Source organism: Maribacter ulvicola (assembly GCF_900155985.1).
GTDB classification, from domain to species: Bacteria; Bacteroidota; Bacteroidia; order Flavobacteriales; family Flavobacteriaceae; genus Maribacter; species Maribacter ulvicola.
Genome location: NZ_FTMA01000001.1, coordinates 888215 through 908470, shown reverse-complemented (window position 1 = coordinate 908470; position 20256 = coordinate 888215). Strand labels below are relative to the sequence as shown.

Annotated in this window: 14 protein-coding genes and 1 tRNA gene; all 15 read right to left on the bottom strand. The window is 37.9% G+C overall.

All coding sequences use genetic code 11. From position 1 onward, the window contains the following. Positions 1-647: 647 nt before the first annotated feature. The 15 genes from BW936_RS03915 to BW936_RS03845 all read right to left on the bottom strand — a co-directional run bounded on the left by BW936_RS03915 (position 648) and on the right by BW936_RS03845 (position 20211). Positions 648-1484, bottom strand: coding sequence for a DUF932 domain-containing protein (locus BW936_RS03915; protein WP_076547003.1), 837 nt, complete (start codon positions 1482-1484; stop codon positions 648-650). Between the two features lie 280 nt (positions 1485-1764). Then, positions 1765-3561 carry a ParB/RepB/Spo0J family partition protein gene (locus BW936_RS03910; protein WP_076547002.1) on the bottom strand — a complete coding sequence of 599 codons (1797 nt, stop codon included), beginning with the start codon at positions 3559-3561 and terminating at the stop codon, positions 1765-1767. Positions 3562-3919: 358 nt separating this feature from the next. After that, positions 3920-5716: an efflux RND transporter periplasmic adaptor subunit gene (locus tag BW936_RS03905; protein WP_076547001.1), complete on the bottom strand. Its 1797-nt coding sequence runs from the start codon at positions 5714-5716 to the stop codon at positions 3920-3922. Positions 5717-5836: 120 nt separating this feature from the next. After that, the gene (locus tag BW936_RS03900; protein ID WP_076547000.1) at positions 5837-6325 is read right to left on the bottom strand and encodes a DUF305 domain-containing protein; all 489 of its coding nucleotides are present in this window, start codon (positions 6323-6325) and stop codon (positions 5837-5839) included. A gap of 22 nt (positions 6326-6347) precedes the next feature. Continuing rightward, positions 6348-7046: a PepSY domain-containing protein gene (locus BW936_RS03895; protein WP_076546999.1), complete on the bottom strand. Its 699-nt coding sequence runs from the start codon at positions 7044-7046 to the stop codon at positions 6348-6350. A gap of 1 nt (position 7047) precedes the next feature. Continuing rightward, positions 7048-7632 (bottom strand): DUF2911 domain-containing protein, encoded by a 585-nt coding sequence (locus BW936_RS03890; RefSeq protein ID WP_076546998.1) that lies wholly within the window; start codon positions 7630-7632, stop codon positions 7048-7050. Between the two features lie 14 nt (positions 7633-7646). Next, the gene (locus BW936_RS03885) at positions 7647-10148 is read right to left on the bottom strand and encodes a heavy metal translocating P-type ATPase (protein WP_076546997.1); all 2502 of its coding nucleotides are present in this window, start codon (positions 10146-10148) and stop codon (positions 7647-7649) included. A 74-nt stretch (positions 10149-10222) separates the two neighbouring features. Continuing rightward, positions 10223-10675 (bottom strand): heme-binding domain-containing protein, encoded by a 453-nt coding sequence (locus BW936_RS03880; RefSeq protein ID WP_076546996.1) that lies wholly within the window; start codon positions 10673-10675, stop codon positions 10223-10225. Beyond that, the gene (locus BW936_RS03875) at positions 10676-11266 is read right to left on the bottom strand and encodes a DUF3347 domain-containing protein (RefSeq protein WP_076546995.1); all 591 of its coding nucleotides are present in this window, start codon (positions 11264-11266) and stop codon (positions 10676-10678) included. It lies immediately after the preceding gene. Between the two features lie 31 nt (positions 11267-11297). Next, complete coding sequence (locus BW936_RS03870) at positions 11298-13700, bottom strand: multicopper oxidase domain-containing protein (protein WP_076546994.1); 2403 nt, start codon at positions 13698-13700, stop codon at positions 11298-11300. Between the two features lie 72 nt (positions 13701-13772). Next, the gene (locus BW936_RS03865; RefSeq protein WP_073240373.1) at positions 13773-14339 is read right to left on the bottom strand and encodes a helix-turn-helix domain-containing protein; all 567 of its coding nucleotides are present in this window, start codon (positions 14337-14339) and stop codon (positions 13773-13775) included. A 3-nt stretch (positions 14340-14342) separates the two neighbouring features. Further along, positions 14343-15560 (bottom strand): TolC family protein, encoded by a 1218-nt coding sequence (locus BW936_RS03860; RefSeq protein ID WP_076546993.1) that lies wholly within the window; start codon positions 15558-15560, stop codon positions 14343-14345. Beyond that, positions 15557-19309, bottom strand: a complete 3753-nt coding sequence (locus BW936_RS03855) for an efflux RND transporter permease subunit (protein ID WP_076546992.1) — start codon at positions 19307-19309, stop codon at positions 15557-15559. The genes BW936_RS03860 and BW936_RS03855 overlap by 4 nt, the downstream gene beginning before the upstream one ends. A 119-nt stretch (positions 19310-19428) precedes the next feature. After that, the gene (locus BW936_RS03850) at positions 19429-19848 is read right to left on the bottom strand and encodes an HYC_CC_PP family protein (protein WP_076546991.1); all 420 of its coding nucleotides are present in this window, start codon (positions 19846-19848) and stop codon (positions 19429-19431) included. Positions 19849-20131: 283 nt separating this feature from the next. Then, positions 20132-20211, bottom strand: a tRNA-Leu gene (locus tag BW936_RS03845). Between the last annotated feature and the right edge of the window lie 45 nt (positions 20212-20256).

Genomic DNA, 20256 nt, shown 5'->3' with positions numbered 1-20256 from the left:
GACGACCCGAAAAACAACAAAGGCTTTATCCATTATAAACCCCTTAAAATGTGTAAGACAGCGGTTTGGTTTTTAAGGATTTTCGAGTGAAGGCTCAAGAAGACTTCGCCGAAAATCCTGTTAAGAAAATCGAGCCGATGGCTTTCCGCTCTTTTGGCGGACTTACCTATTTTTTGTAACGGAATGAAGTGTCCCGAACCAGCGCAGCGGTTCGGGTTAACGTAATGAAGGAAGCAAAACAATAGGTGTCCAAGACTTTTGTAATAAAGCTCTTTTCACGGAATGAAGCGTTTTCCTGCCTTTTTCGGCAGGCAGGCACGTAATGCAGGGGAATGTGCTGAGTGGGTTATGAAAACGAATTATCCTCTTTAGTAGGATTTAGAGCGGACTTGACTTCAAAGCTGTAAATTGGAATGTAGTTTGACCGCATTTCGTTTTTCTCGGAATTGAGCGGGCAAGTGAAATGAAAATCGGAAGCTTTGAAGTCGTGTCGAAGACCTTTGTAGTGAAGCTCTTTTCACGGAATGTAGCTTTTCGCGGAATGTAGTGGAATGTGCTGAACGGTTTGTTGTGTAACGCTTTTATTCCTAGTCTTAGCTTCAAATTAAAATCCAGTTTAAGGTACTGGATGAACCTATTTTTGAAACTTACACCACCGCGTAAACTTCATCGAATATCAACTTATCCAACTTTTCTTGCTGGGAAAAGGTTTTTTTCAAGGTGTTGTGAAGCATCCAATTGAAGGCATTGTATCCATCCCACAACGTTGGTGTCTCGTACCAATCATTTCCTTCTACTGCTATCAAGTCTAGTAATTCCCTAGATTTCTTGGAAGGGCTATCGTTGGTATCGCTACATTCATATCGGAACAGTTTCGTTTTTTGCAGTATGTCTTTCACGAAGGCCTTGGTATCGATAAGTGTTATTTCTTCCATTTCTTTGAATTTTTTCGTGATTTCATAGTACTCGTTATCCAAAAACCGCTCGAAAAGCCCGTTAAGTTTCGGTAGTATCAACTCGGTGTTGTTTTTCGTGTGCTTTATCGAAAAGTCAATCTGTGCATTTGAGACGTGTAACCCGTTGGTGCAAACTTCTCTGTAAAACCCAAAATGCCCTGAAGTTTTTTCTCGGCCATCATATGAATTTTTGAAGCGAAGCATCGGTAATATTTTACCCTCTTCATTTTTCAGGGAAAACTGATGGTCGTCCTCAATGATAAAGTCGGTTATAAAAGACCTATCATCCCTATTGATAGTTCGTTTATGGTATTTCAAATGGGCATCTATCAAGAGCTGTTCAGCTTTCTTGAAGAAGAGTTCATTGGGTATGTGTCCATAACTGCTAGACACGACGTTGACAATTTTGCCATTGGATATGATGGCATTTTCCAGTCCTTTTCTGGATGGCATTCCAGTAATACTTTCTAAAGATTTCATTTCATTGGAAACGAAAATTTCATCTTGTTGTAATTTGTGTAAATACATAGCTTTTGAATTTAGACCTGTCTGCCGACAGGCTGGTTAAACAATATTTGAGCAAAACCCAAACGGAAGCTAAAATCTCAGCTCAATAGGAAACGGAATAAAAAGTGAGTGTGCGAACGGCTTTATGCCGTAGTCTTTTGATGGGTGTATTTTACGAGTTTACCTTTGCACTACTATTGATTGATTATTTCTTCCTTTTGTAGTATTTCATTCCCACAAAAACTTATCTAAAAAAAAGAAGAGCCAGCACGAATGCCGACTCTTCCTCTAACAACAAAAGCTACTCTTTAAGTTCTTGTACTTGCTTTTCAAGAGCCGTGATACGCTCTTTCAAACGTACCTCACGCTTGCTTCTATTTTCAGCGTATTCCTTTTCTAGGTCGGCAATCTTGGATTTGTAATATCCTAGTATGGCATTATAGAATGAAATATTAGTCAGATTGTTCACGTGATTACTTTCGCCAAAATGCACTTGCTTGGTAAGCATATACCGTATCAGCTTATGAAAAATTTCTTTTTTGAACTTCTTCTTGAAATTTTCCACGATTTCAACTTTGGATAGCTTTGATGTATCGCCCAATAATCCTGAAAAGTACTTTTGTTGACTAAAGTAGTCCACATTGTTTTCGTAGAGCGAAATTGAAAAGGCGACCATTTCATCCCCCGAAAGCGTTTTCTTGGTCTCGATGTAGTTGGTCTCTCGAATCATTGTTACTACTTCTTCAAACTGTCGGTTATTCTCGATTTGCTTCTTCCGGATTTCCCTTTCATTAATTTTGATGATTTGTTCATCTGGTGTACAATCGTCCATTTTTCTGTTCGATAATGGAACTGAATGTACCTTGTTAGCATCCTCTGATATTTCGAGAACCTTCAAATACACTTCTTTGTGTAAGTAAGATTCAGGATGAAAAACGATGCCATTTCTAAATCCATTGGCTGTAGCTGAATTGTATTTTTCCAATTCCTCGTTGTAGGTCTTGATAGCCTCGTCAAACGCTTCTTTTAGCTCGTCTTCATTGTAGTCGTAATTGCGATATTCCTCCTTTACGGCTTCCAATGTGAGCTCGATTGGTTTTTCAATGATTTCAACATCGTCTAGCAAATAGACCTTCAAACCATTTTTTTCTAGCTGTGAGATGACCAACTGATTACGTTCATCATCTGCCCAATACTTGCGTATTTCAGGAATCAATAGCACATTCTCTTTCTTCGATTTCTCAATCAAGTTCAAGAACGATTTGTTTTTCTTGGATTCGTAACAGGATGATTTTGTGCAGACCATCTTTCCATTCCCAAACAAATTTCCTTGATTTGCCGCATTGAACGGACACATAGTGCACGCCCCAGCTTTTGCAACCAATGTTGAATCTTGAACATCAAACGGTGCTTTCTCTAAATCATAGGTCTGATTTTTTATCATTCTATTGATTTGATGCGCACTAAATTCTTCGCCCATTGTTTCCAACATCAACTGTTGTTCTTCTGGCTCAAAAAGTGCGACACCGACACCTAATGAAATGGTCATTTCGCCCTTGCGAACGAAACCTTTGAAACCTTCTATAAGTCCAGCTAATTTTAGTCGCTGTCTGATGAAATTATCACTTCTGCCCAATCGCTTCGCAATCTCGGTCGGCGCATATTTTTCACTTAGATAGGCAATGGCATCTGCTTCCTCTGTAGGTTCTACATCTTGCCGTTGTAAATTTTCGATAATTTGAATTTCCAAGATGACATCAGTTTCATATTCCCTTACGATGCACGGTATCGTTTTCTTACCTGCCAATTTACTGGCTCGATACCGACGTTCGCCCATCACGATGATGTATTCATTTTTTGACTTTCGTACTGTAATAGGTTGAAGTACGCCGTGTTTTTCGATGCTTTCCGAAAGCTCTTTTAACAATAGTTCATTGAAAGTCTTTCTCGGTTGCATTGGGTCTGGAACAACTTTCTCGATATTCAGATTTTGAATTTCCAGTCCGATTGACTGTTGCGTCAACTTCTCTTTGACTTCATTTTTAACGGTAGCATTGGCTTTACCGTTCCTTCTGGTTGTAACTGCTTTTGTTGTCATAATAATTAAATTTTAGACCTGTCTGCCGACAGGCATGATTAAACAATATTTAAGCAGGAACCAAACGGAAGATAAAATCTTGGCTCAAAAGGAAACGGAATAAAAAGAGAGGTACGAACGGCTTTATGCCGTAGTCTTTTGATGGAAGTATTTTACGAGTTTAAATTGCGGTTATATTGTATGATAATAAACTTCCCCTTACGAAGGTATAAGGTTGCAACTCAGTTAAATCTTCTTTGCTGTCATTGAGTTACAACCCTGTTCAAAAGCTGCCAACTAATTTACAAGTAAATAAAAACTAGTAGATTATTGTGCCTAATACAAATTTCTGAACTTATTCTTTATTTCATTGGATAATTTAGTTTATCTCTTCAATAACACTACCACAAGTTAACATTGCATCGCCATAATAGGGATTGCGAATGTCCTTGTCTGTGCTTAACCACACCGCACCTTTGTTATTATTTGCCATAGGGCATTTTTGCACGTATAGTATTGGGTCAGCACCTTCAACATTCATTGCTACTGTAACTATATTTTCATTAAGGATTACAAAATGCGCTCTTTGGTTTTCAAGATTATCATTTTTGGAAATTAAATCGAGCATTTCAATACTTTTATTTACGTGGGTTTTTTCCATTTCCCCTAATTTTTCAGTCTCTAAACTTTTAAATTCTCCTGATACCTTTTTGGCCAGAATAGCGACTTGCGCTGCGTCACTAGATACAAATGCATCTTTCAATTTTAAATAGGAATCAATAGCTTTTGAAAAATTAGTTTGAAATTTTTCAGGAAACTTCATTCTTTTTTTAGCTGATGCTGAAGAAGATTCCATTTCGTCTTCTGTAGGTTGCATTCCCAAATGCCCTTCGTGACCCGTTGTTGTTTTACCCCCAGATTTATTCATCATTGATTTTTTCCCTTGTAATTGTGCAGCGGCATCGACTGAGAATGTTCCATTCGTCACGATTTCATCGCCATTTTCAAGCCCTTCTTTTACGGTAAAATTTTCTCCATTTCGATTCGCAATCACGATTTCGCGCATTTCGAAAACGGGTTCGTTAGGATTCGTTTTTATATAGATTAAAGAGCGTTCTCCCGTCCACATAACCGCAGTTGCAGGTATGGAAATTAAGTCGTTATTCGATTCTGATAATACTTTAAGTTTTCCGTTTACAAACATTCCTGGCTTGAATAGTCCTTCTGTATTTTTTAGTGTTGCCCTTACAGTAACGGTTCTTGTAGCATTGTTTAAAACCGGGTCGATAAATGAAACCTTGGCATTGAACTCTTTGTTAGGATAGGCATTGGTTACTATCTTGATGTTTTGTCCTTCCTTAACATTTGAAATCTGATTTTCATAGGCATCAAATTCGGCCCAAATCGAATTCAAATTACTTACCCTAAGTATGGGCTGACCTTGTTTTACATAGTCGCCTTCTTTTGCAATCACTTCGGCTACAGTTCCGGAAACGGTAGCATAAATTGGAAAATTATCTCGCACACTTCCTGATGCTTCAATAGCATCGATTTGCTTGTCCGATAATTTCCAGTTCTTCAACTTATTGCGTACCGCTTTGTACAAAGCGGGTTGCGACTCTTTTAAAGAGGCCGCTGTAATTAATTCCTGTTGCGCGGCCACAAGGTTGGGTGCATAAATGGTAGCCAACAATTGGCCCTTATTTACTTTTTGTCCTTCGTAATTGACATTCAATTTTTCAATACGACCATCAAAATAACTAGCTTGAACAGCGTTGTTTTCTTCATTTTCGGCAATTTTCCCAGATAGGGATATCATTCCATCGTCATTGGATGCCTGAGCACTACCCACTATGGTCGTTTGAATATTTGCAAGTGCCATAGCGTTTTCTGTCATTTTGATTTCGTTCATCGCTAGACCTTCGGCACTTGTTTCCGCAGGAATCAAATCCATTCCGCATATGGGACAATCGCCTGGCTCCGGTTGCATTATTTGTGGGTGCATCGAACACGTCCACATTTGGTTTGCATTGTCGCCAGAGTGGTCGTGGGAATCAGACATATCCGAGACGTCCTTGACGGCAGCTGCATCAGTACCTGAATTTCCAAAAATTAACCAGCCAGCGAATAGTCCAACTATGACTGCGATTGTTATAGATAAAATGTTCTTTTTCATAATTACTAATGTTTAATGTGTAGCACAATCTGCGCTAGGGATTGCAGCGGCATCCTTTTTTGAATTTTTCTACATAAAAAGATATAGCGGAAAGCCCGCCCGAGCGCCCAAATAATATTCTTATTTAGACTCTAAACGTTCAATCATTTCTTTCATTTCAGCAATTTCCTTGCGTTGTGCCTCGATGATATCCTCAGCGAGTTGTTTCACTTCTGGGTCTTGAATATCGGCACGTTCGCTTGTTAAAATGGCAATAGAGTGGTGTGGTATCATAGCCTTCATCCAAAGTACGTCGCCTACGGTTGACTTCTGGTCACGTACCAATCCCAATGCACCTACAAATAATACAATACTCCCAAGGACTATCGCTAGGTTTTTCTTTTTGTTTTGATACATATTTCGCATCGCCACAAACATTATGATGGCCATTGCTGCAATACCTAAACAGCTCATATAAAACCTTGTTAAACTAAAATAAACGTGGTCTATGGCATACGTATTTAAGTACATTGTGATATACATTGCAATGAAGGATGCCGCTAGCATACCAACAAATTTTGTGTAATTTCCTTTTTTCATTTCTTTGTGATTTTTTTCTTCTGAATTCATTTTTATAGATTTTTAATTGTACTTATTTTATCATTTTTCTAACGAAAGGCGAACTTGTATACCATAGCAAAAAGCCGCTTAATACGGTAATCAAACCCAAGAGCGAAAAGGCTCTTAATACGATGGTATTAAAATTGTCTCTCCCTTGATAATCCATGGTATGGGTCATCCAAAGAAAATCGAACCATCGCCAATCTCGATGACGAACTGTTTGAAAAGCCCCATTCTTAATTGCAATATATGCCTTGAGGTTTTCATCTGATTTATAGGAAATCTCATAGGCAGGCAAAGGTCTTCCACGATATTCGTGATGCGCTCCTACCGTTTCAATTCTTAGAATTTGGTCAAATTCTAAATCAGCCAACATATAGCGTTCTGCTACTTGTATTGCTTCTTGTTTTGTGATTTCATCTTTTTTTACTCCTGTAAGCGCATTATAAAGTGCTGTTTCATTAATCCAATAATAGGGGACGTCTGCTATTTCAATCAGTTCTAATGTTTTAACAGGCTTTTGAAGTTCTAATTGAGAACTCCCCAATAAATCTGAAAATACAGCTTGTTCAGGAATAGCTTTTTTGAACTGGTCGCCGTGTATTTCATCTATATCCGTCCAACTGAAGTACAATCCACTAATAGTCCACATCAAGAATTGGATACCTAAAAAGATACCCAAATAACGATGCGTTTTCCTGATTTTAAGAGCTGTTTTCCTTTTGACCATTTTACTCTACTTTAAATGGAAATTCCACAATCACTTTTTCCCAACCTAAACTAATAGTCCCTTCTGCATTGTTGGTCTGAACTATCTTATATTCTAAATGCTCTTGAATAGCATCGGATACTTTAGGTGCTACCTTAAATCGTAAAACATCATCTTTCTTGTCATATTCATCTTTGCCGTGTTGGTCCCAATTCGTATTAAAAATAATTGTCCATTGGTCTTGATTAGGTATTACAAAGAATCCATATTTACCTGCTTTCAATTTTTTTTCATTAATATTCAAATCTTTATTAGTTTCCATCCAAGTTGCCATATGTGCTCCTGCCTGCCAAACAACATCATAAGGAAGCAAACCTCCAAAAACGATACGATTACGAACTCCTGGCGATGAATAATCAAAATGGATGTGTGCATCTCCCACCATTGCCATTGCACTTGTATGTGGACTCAATGGTTTTTTTGCAGCTGGTTGAGTAGTTGTGGTTGTTTGCTCTATTGCAACTTTATCTTCTTGTTGAACTTCTTTTGAGGTTTCTTTACAAGAGACTATTGCTGTAAGGCATAAAAAAAGAATACCGTTTTTCATTGTATAAATATTAATTAGTTAATTGATTTTGTTCTCAGCCTTAGCGCATTTGCGATTACCGAAACCGAGCTGAAACTCATTGCTAAAGCGGCAATCATTGGCGATAATAATATTCCAAAAAATGGGAATAAAACTCCTGCTGCAATGGGTACACCAAGGGTATTGTATATCAATGCAAAAAATAGATTTTGCTTGATATTCTTCATTACGGCGTGGCTTAAATTCTTTGCTTTGACAATGCCGTGTAAATCTCCTTTTACAAGGGTAATCATCGCACTTTCAATAGCCACATCGGTTCCTGTTCCCATTGCGATACCTATATCACTTTTGGCAAGTGCAGGTGCATCGTTGATACCATCGCCAGCCATTGCGACCGTTTTACCCTGTTCCTGCAATTTTGTTACTTCTTTGAGTTTGTCTTCTGGCAGCATTCCTGCTTTGAAATCTGCAAGATTGAGTTCGCTCGCTACAGCTTTTGCCGTATCGTGGTTATCGCCTGTTAGCATTATCACAGCGATGCCTTTATCTTGTAATTCCTTGATTGCTTTGGCACTTGTTTGTTTAATCTTATCTCCAATAACTACATAGCCCGATACTTCGCCATCTACGGCCAGATAGGAAACGGTTTTGCCTTGTTTTTGAAACGATTGTGCTTCGGTTTCCATTTTTGATGAAATGGTGGCTTTTGCATATTCCATCATTTTGGCATTTCCTAAGTCTAATTTTTTGCCATCAACTGTTCCTTCTACTCCTTTACCGGTTACTGCGCTGAAGTTTTCGGTTTTTGATATTTCAATATTCTGTTTCTTACCGTATTTCACGGTAGCTTCGGCAAGTGGATGTTCGCTGGAACTGTTTAGGGATGTAATTAAATGTAGCATCTGGCTTTCGCTAAATCCGTCTCCAAAAACCCCTATTTTCTCAACGGTTGGTTTCCCTTCGGTTATCGTACCTGTCTTATCCACAATCAAGGTATCTACCTTGTCCATTTTCTCCAAAGCTTCGGCATTTTTAATCAATACACCGTTTTGCGCTCCCTTACCAACACCCACCATTACGGACATAGGCGTAGCCAATCCTAGAGCACAGGGACAAGCGATAATCAATACTGCAATGGCATTTACTAGCGCATATACATACGCCGGTTCTGGACCCCAAATTGCCCAAACCGCAAAAGTGATTACCGAAATGATGACCACTACTGGTACAAAATATCCTGAAACGGTATCTGCCAACTTTTGAATGGGTGCACGACTGCGGCTAGCATCGTTTACCATATGGATGATTTGAGAAAGTAAGGTATCGCTGCCTACTTTTTCTGCTTTCATTAAAAAGGACTGATTTCCGTTTATAGTACCGCTACTTACTTTGTCATTTTCAACCTTGTCTACAGGTATCGGCTCTCCTGAAATCATCGATTCATCTACGGTTGTTTTGCCTTCCGTGATGCTGCCATCCACAGGAATTTTATCCCCTGGCTTTACCCGTAGAATATCTCCTTTTTCAATGGTATCGATAGAAACTTCCTCTTCTTTGCCATCGACCACACGTACGGCTTTGTTAGGCGCAAGCTTTAATAATTCCTTTACTGCGGAATTGGTTTTACTGTGCGCCCTAGCTTCTAGAACCTGACCCATTAGTACAAGCGTGAGTATGACCGTTGCTGCTTCAAAGTACACGTGGACTGCACCATAATCAGTTTTAAACTGCTCAGGGAAAAAATCTGGAAACAACATTCCGAACACACTAAATAACCAAGCCACACCAGCACCGATGCCAATTAGTGTAAACATATTGAGATTCCAAGTTTTGATACTACGATAGGCACGTTCAAAAAACATCCAAGTCGCATAAAACACCACAGGAATGGATAATGCAAACTGAATCCAATTCCACGATTTTTGTTCCATTACATCGTATAATGGATTATCGGGAATCATCTCGCTCATTGCGATTAAGAAAATAGGTAACGTAAAAGCTACAGCTATCCAGAATTTCTTCAGTAATTTTTTATAGGTCTTCTCTTCTGCGGAAAGGTCTGGTTGCATAGGTACTAAATCCATTCCGCAAATGGGACAAGCTCCAGCTTCGTCCTTAACAATATCGGGATGCATAGGACAAGTCCATTGTTCTAATGTTGTTACAGAAAGATTTTGCTCTTCTACTAAATCCATTCCACATACAGGACAATCGCCAGATTTATCATAGGTTTTATCACCTTCGCAATGCATCGGACAATAAAATGTACCAGTTCCTTTGCCTTTGGTCTTTTCCTTTTTGGATTCTTTCGCTTTATGATGCTCTCCTAATTTATGTAAGCTATAAGAACCACCATCATCTTGCATTGCTTTTTGAAACGTCTCGATAGAAATATGAGATTCCATTTCGATAGATGCTTCAGCTTTTTCTAAATTTACCGAAACATTAGTCACACCTTCCACTTTAGAAAGTGTTTGCTCTACGTGATTTAGACAGCCGTTGCAGGTCATTCCGTGTATGTGATAAGTATGTTTCATATAATTTATATTGTGCCTGATGCGGGAAGGTCTATTAACCAACCATCAAAGAATTTACCCTCCCAAATCAGGACTTAATTTTTTATTTTCAAATTATTCATATAATTGATAATCTCATTTTTTGCTAGAGAATCCAATTTAGCACCTTTATGGATTAGCGTATAACTATCCATAGGCATCTCTCCATTTTCAATTTGTTTAATAATTGAGCGTAGCTTACTATTTTTTTTCCTATCAGAATAGTTTTTCCATTCATTGAAATTAAGTTCGGATTTTCCTTCTTTAATATGATTTTCTAAAAACCAAGCAACTGGCTGCACCTTATTATACCAAGGGTAGTTAGTGTTATTACTATGGCAATCGTAACAAGACACCTTTAACTGATTCTGGATAGCAATTGGCACTTCATTGACCAACATAAAATCTGTTTGTGGTGTTACATCATTTTGATTAGGTTCTGTGGGTACAAATTGTATACCCACAAGAACGACCAATGCAATAATTGCAATGACTTTTAGAATCTTCATTTAGTTTATTTCTCGTTGTACTTTACCACACTTCAACATCTTGCTACCATAGTAAGGGTTTCTTACTTCTTCTTTGGTGCTCAACCAAGCAGTTCCACCATCGTACATCGGGCAAAACTGTTCATATAATTTAGTTGCTGTTCCTGTAATAGCAACCATATCTGTAATATCCTTGCTTAAAATTTTAAAATGCTCCCGCTGATGCTTGATATCACTTTCTGAAATATGTTCAGCGTGTTCCGTAGCATCTTCGATGATGTCTATTAATTCCTTTTGCTGACTTTCAGAATATGTTGACTTGTCAAGATTGCCAAGTGATTTAGCAAGTGTTCCACCGAGCATCTTAGCCTTGTCATTTTCATCTCCTACTAGCGCATCTTTAAGATTAAAATAATCTTTTAAAATAGCTTCTGCCATTGCGTTTTGAGAATTATTCATTGCCATATTTTTTGAGCTATCCATATTTTCTTGCATTACTTCATTGCTAGCAGACGAAGGTGCTTCATTCTTATTAGCATCTTTACAAGACACGGTTAAAATCATTGTAGCGACTAAGGCTACTGTTCTAATACTTCTTTTAATTGTTTTCATTTTTATTTGTTTTATTGTTAATATTATTTACTTAAAATCTTACTGATAATCCTCCACCGGCACCAAAACGGTTATCGTAACTCGCCATAAGAGAAAAGTTTCTTGATAGCATATATTCAGCTCCTGCACTCCATACTGTTTCTGAAGTAAAGTCTTTATTCATAGGTAGGTCATCTACGAAACCTAAATCTATTTGGTATTCATAATAACCGAATACAGACAGTTTTGGGAAAATCATTATACTGCGACCTACACCAATTCTTGGTCTTAATTTATTATCAACACGCACATCTAAATTGAATAAGTAGGGCGTTAAATAGCGAACACCAAGAACTGCCGTTGTGCTAAACTCATTTAAGCTATCACGTGTTGAATTCTCAATGTTTACACCACCAAAAACTCGTAAATAATCGTGTAGATACCGTTCATACGTGAATTCTCCTTCCAGATTTTCATTCCATCCATATTCAAAAGAAGCATTAAATTGATTTCTAATATTAGAGGTCATCAAATTAAAACCAGTAGTATGCGACGCTGCATCTACCAGTCCCCAAGAATACCATTTGTTGGTTTCTTCAATAATTTTAGAAGCTGGAAATTCATCCATTCTTGGGTCTCGTGGCGTATCATAAGACACTACTCTTGCCATACCACCCATCATATGATATAAAATGTGGCAATGGAAAAACCAGTCTCCAGCCTCATCGCCATTATTTCCATAAAACTCGATAGTCATTTCTTCCATTGGGGGCACATTTACCGTGTGCTTTAATGGCGAGTACTCTCCATTTTCATTAAGTACTCTAAAGAAGTGACCGTGTAAGTGCATTGGGTGGTGCATCATCGTCAGGTTATTGAATGTAATGCGCGTTACCTCCTTATTATTTATTTTGATATTATCAGCCTCAGATAGTGGTACACCATTCATACTCCAGATGTAACGATTCATATTACCAGTAAGATTTAGTAATATTTCCTTAACGGGAACATCTTTGTCGTATGTTGTTTTGCTGGGCGACTTCAAATAATCATAATTGTATTCGGCAAATAGATCCATTCCCTCCATCTTCATTCCTTGCATAGAATTCTCTTTCTTCATATTCATTCCAGACATTGTTTTGTCTTTCTTCATATCCATTCCTGCCATATTAGAATGGTCCATCTTACCCATTTCTGTAGTATCTTTTGGCTTATTCATATCCATTCCAGACATTTTTGAATGATCCATCTTCATACCTTTCATTTTAGAATGATCCATTTTCATCTCTCCATCCATTTTCATTCCTTCCATTTTATCCATCTGCATCCCGTATTCCTCTTTCATCTCAAAACGCTCATCCTTACCTGGCTGAAATTTTAAGGCGTGTGCACCCATTTTCATATCCATTTTAGCCATTTTCTGCATCATCCCGATTTTATCTGGTCGAGCAACATCCATTGCAGGTAAAATTGTACCATTACCTATAAAAGCAGAGGCTGTACCAGAACCATCTTGTGCAGTAATTCTAAATTCCATCTTACCTTCTTTTGGTACCGTGACAATAAAATCATACGTTTCGGCTACTCCTATAAAAGTTTTATTTCTTTCGACAGGAACCACATCTAATCCATCTGAAGAAACCAGTACAGGTATCTCTCCTCCAAACGTCATCCAAAAAGAGGTAGAAGCTCCTCCATTAATCATTCGCAGTCTTATTTTCTCACCAGCTTTAAATTCTGGATAGTCAATGCTTTCTTCTCCATTAATTAAAAATGCAGGATAATATACATCTGCTATATCTGCACCTTCCATACGTTGCCTCCAAAAATTGAGTTGTGCTCCAAAAGCGCCACGCGCAATTACTTGATTTAAAGGTGTAGCTGTTCCTTTTTTAATACTGTACCATTCATTCCCACGCTTTAAATTACGCAGAACGTTCATCGGCTTTTCATTCGTCCAGTCAGATAAGACCAACACCAATTCTTTGTCATAATCCAACACTTTTTCTTTAGGCTGAATAACAATGGAACCGTATACGCCGCTTTGTTCTTGTAACATTGTATGGGAATGGTACCAATAGGTTCCAGATTGTTTGATAGGAAATTCGTATTTCTGTGTATGTCCTGGTTCTATAGGTGGTGTATTTAAGTACGGTACACCATCGTAAAAGTTAGGAAGTAAAAGTCCGTGCCAATGCACTGAGGTTTCTACACTCATTTCATTTTTTACATATATTATTGCATATTCACCTTCTGTAAACTCTAAAGTTGGACCGGGAATTGTCCCGTTAACGGTCATTCCCACAACATCTTTGCCTGCTTTATTCACAGTAGCCTCACGCAAGGTAATAGTGTGTTCTCTTACTGGAAGGTTATCTATATTTCCTTGTGTGTCTTGTGCATAAACACCTGTAGTTAACCCAATTAGAAACAACAAAATTATTTTAGTTTTCATTTTAGCTTTTATTTTGTAGACACGAAATTACTCTTGATTTAAAGCTTTTTGTATCACAATTATGGTTCTTATCTACCTAATTTGGTCTAAGGCGTTTCTTATGCTTTTTTGACTATTCTTATATTCCGTTAAACTCATACCAGTTTCATTCTTAAATAGCCTACTTAAATGATTGACATTGCTATAATCAAGTAGTTGTGAAATTTCTGTAAAGTTGTTTTCTTGTAATTGTATCAACTCTTTTACTTTTTCTATTTTTAACTTGATAAAGTATTTTTCTATAGTTATACTTTCATTAAATGAAAAAATCTTACTGATTTTTGAGTACTCGATACTCATCGTGCTTTCTAAATATTTAGAGAGAGTTTTTTCCAATTGTAAAGGCAGTTTTTGCAGTAACTTGATGAGTTCAATTTTAATTTGTTCTACTAGTTGCTGGTCTTGAGCAAGTAGAATTTCAAAACCATTATTTTCTAAAATCGTTTTTATATTATTAAAATCATCTTTAGATCTCTCTTCATAGATTATAGAGCCTAATTGAATATGCTTTAATTGAATACCTAATATTTCAACATCCCTCTGAATTGCTTTAATACAGCGATTACACACCATATTTTTTATGAATAATTTCTTTTCCATCGGTTAGTTAATTAGGTAATTAATCAGTGCAGATTGTATGTAATACATTTGTATGGATTCCACCTGATTCAACTCAAATTTGAGTTGAAGCTCCTGTATATCCAGTACATCGTTAAAATCGATAGTGCCTGTTTGATAGTTTTTAATAAGAATTTGCTCAGCATCTTTAGCTTGCTTTAAATTTTTAGCTTGTGTATTGTATGCTATTCTGGATTGATTACGTTGCGATTGCGCTTTCGCGAAAGCGGATTCTAAAACATTCAATCGATTCTCTTTTTGAGCGTTGATTTCTAACTGTTTCAATTCGTTTTGCTTGCTTCTAGAATCGTACTGCTTATTGAAAATGGGGATAGAGACCGAAACCATCGGCATTAAAATATCCTTCCCATTATCACTAAAATTCATATCGGGACGCTCAGAAACTGGCAAATAATTCAATCCAAAACCAATCATAGGATTGCTTTCGGCTTGATTCAACAGTTCTGATTGTGCTATGGATTCATAGAGTTTGTCATATTTAAGCAACTCTGGATTAAGTGATAGGTTATTTTCATCGTAAAAGATGTCTTCGCTGGGCAACATCAATGCTTCGAGAATGGTTACACCTGTATTTCCATCTCGATTCAGCAACTTGTTGAAGGAAGTTTGCTCTCCCAAATAGGTTTCCTCCAGCACCTCTTTTTGTTGCTGCAATTCGTTTTGTCTAATCTGCAATCGCAACACATCTACCGCTGAAGCTTTGCCAACTTCTACGGAAGTAAGTGCCAATTTTTCATAGGTCTTAAGTAGCTCTATATTCTCGTCAAGCACTTTTTGTTTTGCCTTAATTGTATATAGGCTGTAGTACGATTGAGAGACGGAAAGTGCTAGTTTACGCTTGGCGATTACGATTTCTACATATTCGGCATTAGCTATTGAACTCGCGTAATTTTCTCTAGCTGTAATGGTACCAAACCAAGGTAACATTTGCGATACCGAAAAACGAGCACGTTGTGCACCCGTTCTAGTTTCGGTCTCGCTTACAAAATAGCCAGCACTAATAAGAGTATTCGGAATCCAATCCGCTTCGTTCACTTTTTCTTCAGCTATGTGATGACGTAGGTTGTACGCTTGTATCTCTGGGCTATTACCTTCAGCTTCCTGTATAAAGGATTGTAACTGTTGTGCATTAGCCAAAGCGGACACAAACAAAAGACAGATTATCAATTTTATATTTTTCATTTGCTCGCTCTTTTAAGTTTAAATTCTTCTCTCCAACTAAATAACACAGGCAATAAGAAGTAAGATGTAACATCGATAATCATACCTCCGAAAATGGGAATCGCCATCGGAATCATAATATCACTTCCTTTTCCAGTAGAAGTAAGTATGGGCAACAAGGCGAGAATGGTGGTAACGGTAGTCATTAGGCAAGGGCGTATTCGCTTACCAGCGGCTTCAAGCGTTGCCAATCGGATTCCCTTTTTGTCTGTTGGCTTTTCCCTATCAAAAGTCTGCGTGAGGTAGGTGGCCATTACCACGCCATCATCTGTAGCAATGCCGAATAGGGCTATAAAACCGACCCAAACCGCTACACTTAAATTGATAGTTTTCATATTGAACAGGTCTCGCATATTTTCTCCGAAAAGATTAAAATTGAAGAACCAGTCCTGTCCATATAACCAAATCATAATAAAACCACCACCAAAGGCTATAGCAATTCCTGAAAATACCATAAGCGATGTGCTGACAGATTTAAACTGGAAATATAGAATCAAGAATATAATGGCAAGTGCCATCGGAATTACCACAGAAAGTGTTTTTTCAGCTCGTAATTGATTTTCATAGGTACCTGTAAAACGATAGCTTATTCCTTTAGGCACTATTAAATCACCGTTTGCTATATTTTGTTTGATTAAGGCTTGGGCACTTTCTACCACATCGACCTCTGCGAAACCGTCGAGCTTATCGAATAAAACGTAACCTATTAAGAAAGTATCCTCACTTTTAATCACTTGTGGGCCTTGCTCGTAACGAATATTCACGAGTTCACCCAAAGGCACAGGACTGCCTTTTTCTACAGGCACATAAATATTTTTAAGGTCGTATGGATTGCCTCGTAATTCTCTAGGATACCGTACGCGAACTCCATATCGCTCTCTACCTTCCACAGTTTGGGTAAGTTGCATACCGCCAACAGCTACTTGAAGCACTTCTTGCACATCCATAATCGATATACCATATCGGGCTAATTGTTCTCGATTGATATCGATTAACAAATAAGGTTTGCCAACGATTCTGTCGGCAAATACGGCTTGTTCTTTTACACCTTTGGATTTTTTTAATAGTTCCTCCAATTGCAAACCAAAGGCTTCTATGGTTTTTAAGTCGGGCCCTTTTACCTTAATTCCCATAGGTGCTCGCATGCCCGTCTGTAGCATAACAAGACGTGTTTCTATAGGTTGAAGTTTGGGCGCGGAAGTTACTCCTGGAAATTTGGTGACCTTCACAATTTCATTCCAGATATCATCAGGATTTTTTATTTCTGGTCGCCAGTTGCGGTAGTATTCGCCATCAGTATCAGGAATTAAATGGTTATTGGTTGCTGTAGTTTTAAGTTGTGAAACATCATAGTTTGCATCATCATTAATTTCATTATTGGGGTTGATGATGAATTTTCCGTTTTTCAGTACAAATAAGCCATCATCGTTCATTTGATAGCGTTGTCGCTCTCCTGCATCGTTCCGCATATATTCGGACTTATACTGAATCATATTTTCATACATCGATAGCGGCGCAGGATCAAGTGCTGATTCTGTGCGTCCTGCTTTACCTACCACCGTTTCTATTTCGGGAATAGTGGCTACCGCCATATCCAACTGTTGTAATACCCGCTTATTTTCTTCAACTCCTGAGTGCGGTAGAGAGGTAGGCATTAATAAGAAAGAACCTTCATTGAGCGCTGGCATAAATTCTTTTCCAGTATTGCGCATGATAACCACTCCTAAAATCAGAACCGTAGCAGGGATAATTAAAAACAATAATCGGTTTTGAAGTGCCCAGCGCAGAATGTTGTCATAATACCGTTGAAAAATTGAAAACACACCCAGTAATCCAAAGCAGATAATCGCTACAAAAATCAAATTCATTAGAATACTTCGGTCAAAACCAAGCGGTCGCCAGTATTCGGCAAGAAGAAATACGATGGCTATACACGAAATAATAATATGAATTAGATTCGCTCTTTTTGCCGTTATAATTTTTCTTACACTTAATAGCGCAACCGTTCCAAAAGCTATTAATACCATTCCTAACCAATAGCCATATACCATCGCCGTAATCCCGAGTAGGATTAGTAAACCGTTTAGAAGGTATTTAGAACGTTCTCGAATATTTGTTTTTCTGAACAAATAAGCAGCAAATGGTGGTATCAAGAAAAGTGCAATGACTAATGCAGCCGTGAGCGCCATGGTTTTGGTAAATGCCAAGGGTCTGAATAATTTTCCTTCGGCGCCAATTAGCGTAAATACAGGTATAAAACTTATGATGGTCGTTAGAACGGCGGTTAAAATAGCTCCCGAAACTTCGGCAGTAGCATTATAGACAATTTCGTTTGTAGTGTATTCAATTCCATCTGCCTTAAAGCGTAACTTTTCATCCTCTATATGCCGTATCATATTTTCAGCGAGGATAACCCCAACATCGACCATAGTCCCTATGGCTATAGCAATACCGGAAAGTGCCACAATATTAGCATCGACATTAAAGAGCTTCATAGTGATGAATACCATTAACACGGCAACAGGTAATAATCCGGAAATTAGAATGGATGCTCGTAGATTGAACACCATAACGATGATGACCAAAATGGTAATCAGAATTTCAAGGGTAAGGGCTTCGTTTAGGGTATGCAGCGTTTCTTGTATAAGCTCTGTGCGGTCATAAAAAGGAACAATGGTTACTTGTGAAGTGCGACCGTCTGTCAAAACTTTGCTGGGTAAACCCGATGAAAGTTCTGCAATCTGTTCCTTTACATTATTAATGACTTCCATAGGGTTTGCGCCGTAGCGAGCTACGACTACACCACCAACAACTTCCGCACCTTCCTTATCTAAAATTCCACGTCTCGTTGCTGGTCCAAGTGAAACATTTGCTATATCCTTTATCCGTAGCGACGTAAAATTTTCAGAAGAGACTACAGCATTTTCTAAATCCGCAATGGATTTTACATAACCCAAACCACGTATCAAATACTCGGCTTGATTGATTTCTAGCGTCTGTGCACCAATATCCTGATTACTTTCTTTTACAGCCTGTACAACCTGCCCTAGATTGATATTGTACTGACGCATTTTTTCTGGGTCAACATCCACCTGATATTCCTGAACATAACCACCAATAGAAGCTACTTCCGAAACACCACTTGCACCGGACAAGGCATATTTCACATAGTAATCTTGAATACTACGTAATTCTTGTAAATCCCAACCACCAGTAACATTACCTTTTTCATCACGACCTTCTAAGGTGTACCAATATATTTGCCCTAATCCCGTGGCATCGGGACCCAATGCAGGATTTACTCCTTGCGGTAACAAATTGGCAGGAAGCGAGTTGAGTTTTTCCAGAATACGACTCCGAGACCAGTAGAATTCTACGTCTTCTTCAAAAATGATATAAATGCTAGAAAACCCGAACATAGATGAACTACGAATGGTTTTTACACCAGGAATACCTAATAAGGAAGTGGTTAACGGGTAGGTGATTTGGTCTTCAATATCTTGCGGTGAACGCCCATCCCATTTAGTAAATACGATTTGTTGGTTCTCCCCAATGTCTGGAATAGCGTCAACCGCTACAGGATTAGAAGGTAGAAAACCCGTATCCCATCCAAATGGTGCATTGACAATGCCCCAACCTACAAATAGGGATAACATTAGAACTGCAACGAGCTTGTTCTCGATAAGAAATTTGATAGCTTTATTAAGCATATACTTTGATAATTAAACATTTACGAATGATTTGAAATCCTGAAACACAGAAAAGCAAATACAACAAATTGAGCCCTAGTCGATAGTTATCGAAGGGCGAATCACGAATGTTTAATAAATCAAATTAAGAAGGTCTGGTGCAAGACTTGCACATCCCGTTTGACAAATGGTGGTGGATAATCTTTATAAGGAACTTCTTCTGATGCCGTTCCTTCAAAAAGGTTGATGTACGAATAAACAAATGATGCAACAAAAACTTGTTGCTCAAATGTGAGTGTGGTGAAGTTATTTTTTAAATCTTCTTGTCCCTCAATGATAATTTGTTCATCTGAACAACAAGATTTCTTTTTCATTTCTGGATTTTCACAAGTCGATGCAACTTGCTCTTTTTCCATTCCACAAGTCTCTACATTATGAAAGAAAGAATAATCGACCATAGTATCTCCACAATAATGCATATCAATGGTAAATGACATCGTAGAGAATAACACTACGAACGCCATTGAGATTGATATTATTTTTTGAAATACTTTTTTCATTGGTGCAAAAATACGAAAATTTAACAATTTTTATTGAGTTTAACAGTAATTTAATTCGTAGATCGTTGAATCAAAACAGACTGAATATCTAGGACTTATAACTCAAAATCTATGGAAGAACTACTGAAATAATAGCTATTGACTGTTTTTAATGGTAAATAATGATAATCTTTATTTTGATTAGCAAAACAGTAAAATGTTGTACCTATGTTGTACCCGAGGTCAAAAAATGCTGTTTTTGAACGTAAAAAAAGCCTAGATTTTCATCTAAGCTTTTTTCTCGTACCTCGGGCGGGAATCGAACCCGCACTCGTTAGAACCGGATTTTGAATCCGGCGCGTCTACCAATTCCGCCACCGAGGCATTAAATTTCAAATCTGGATTTTGAATCCAGCGCGTCTACCAGTT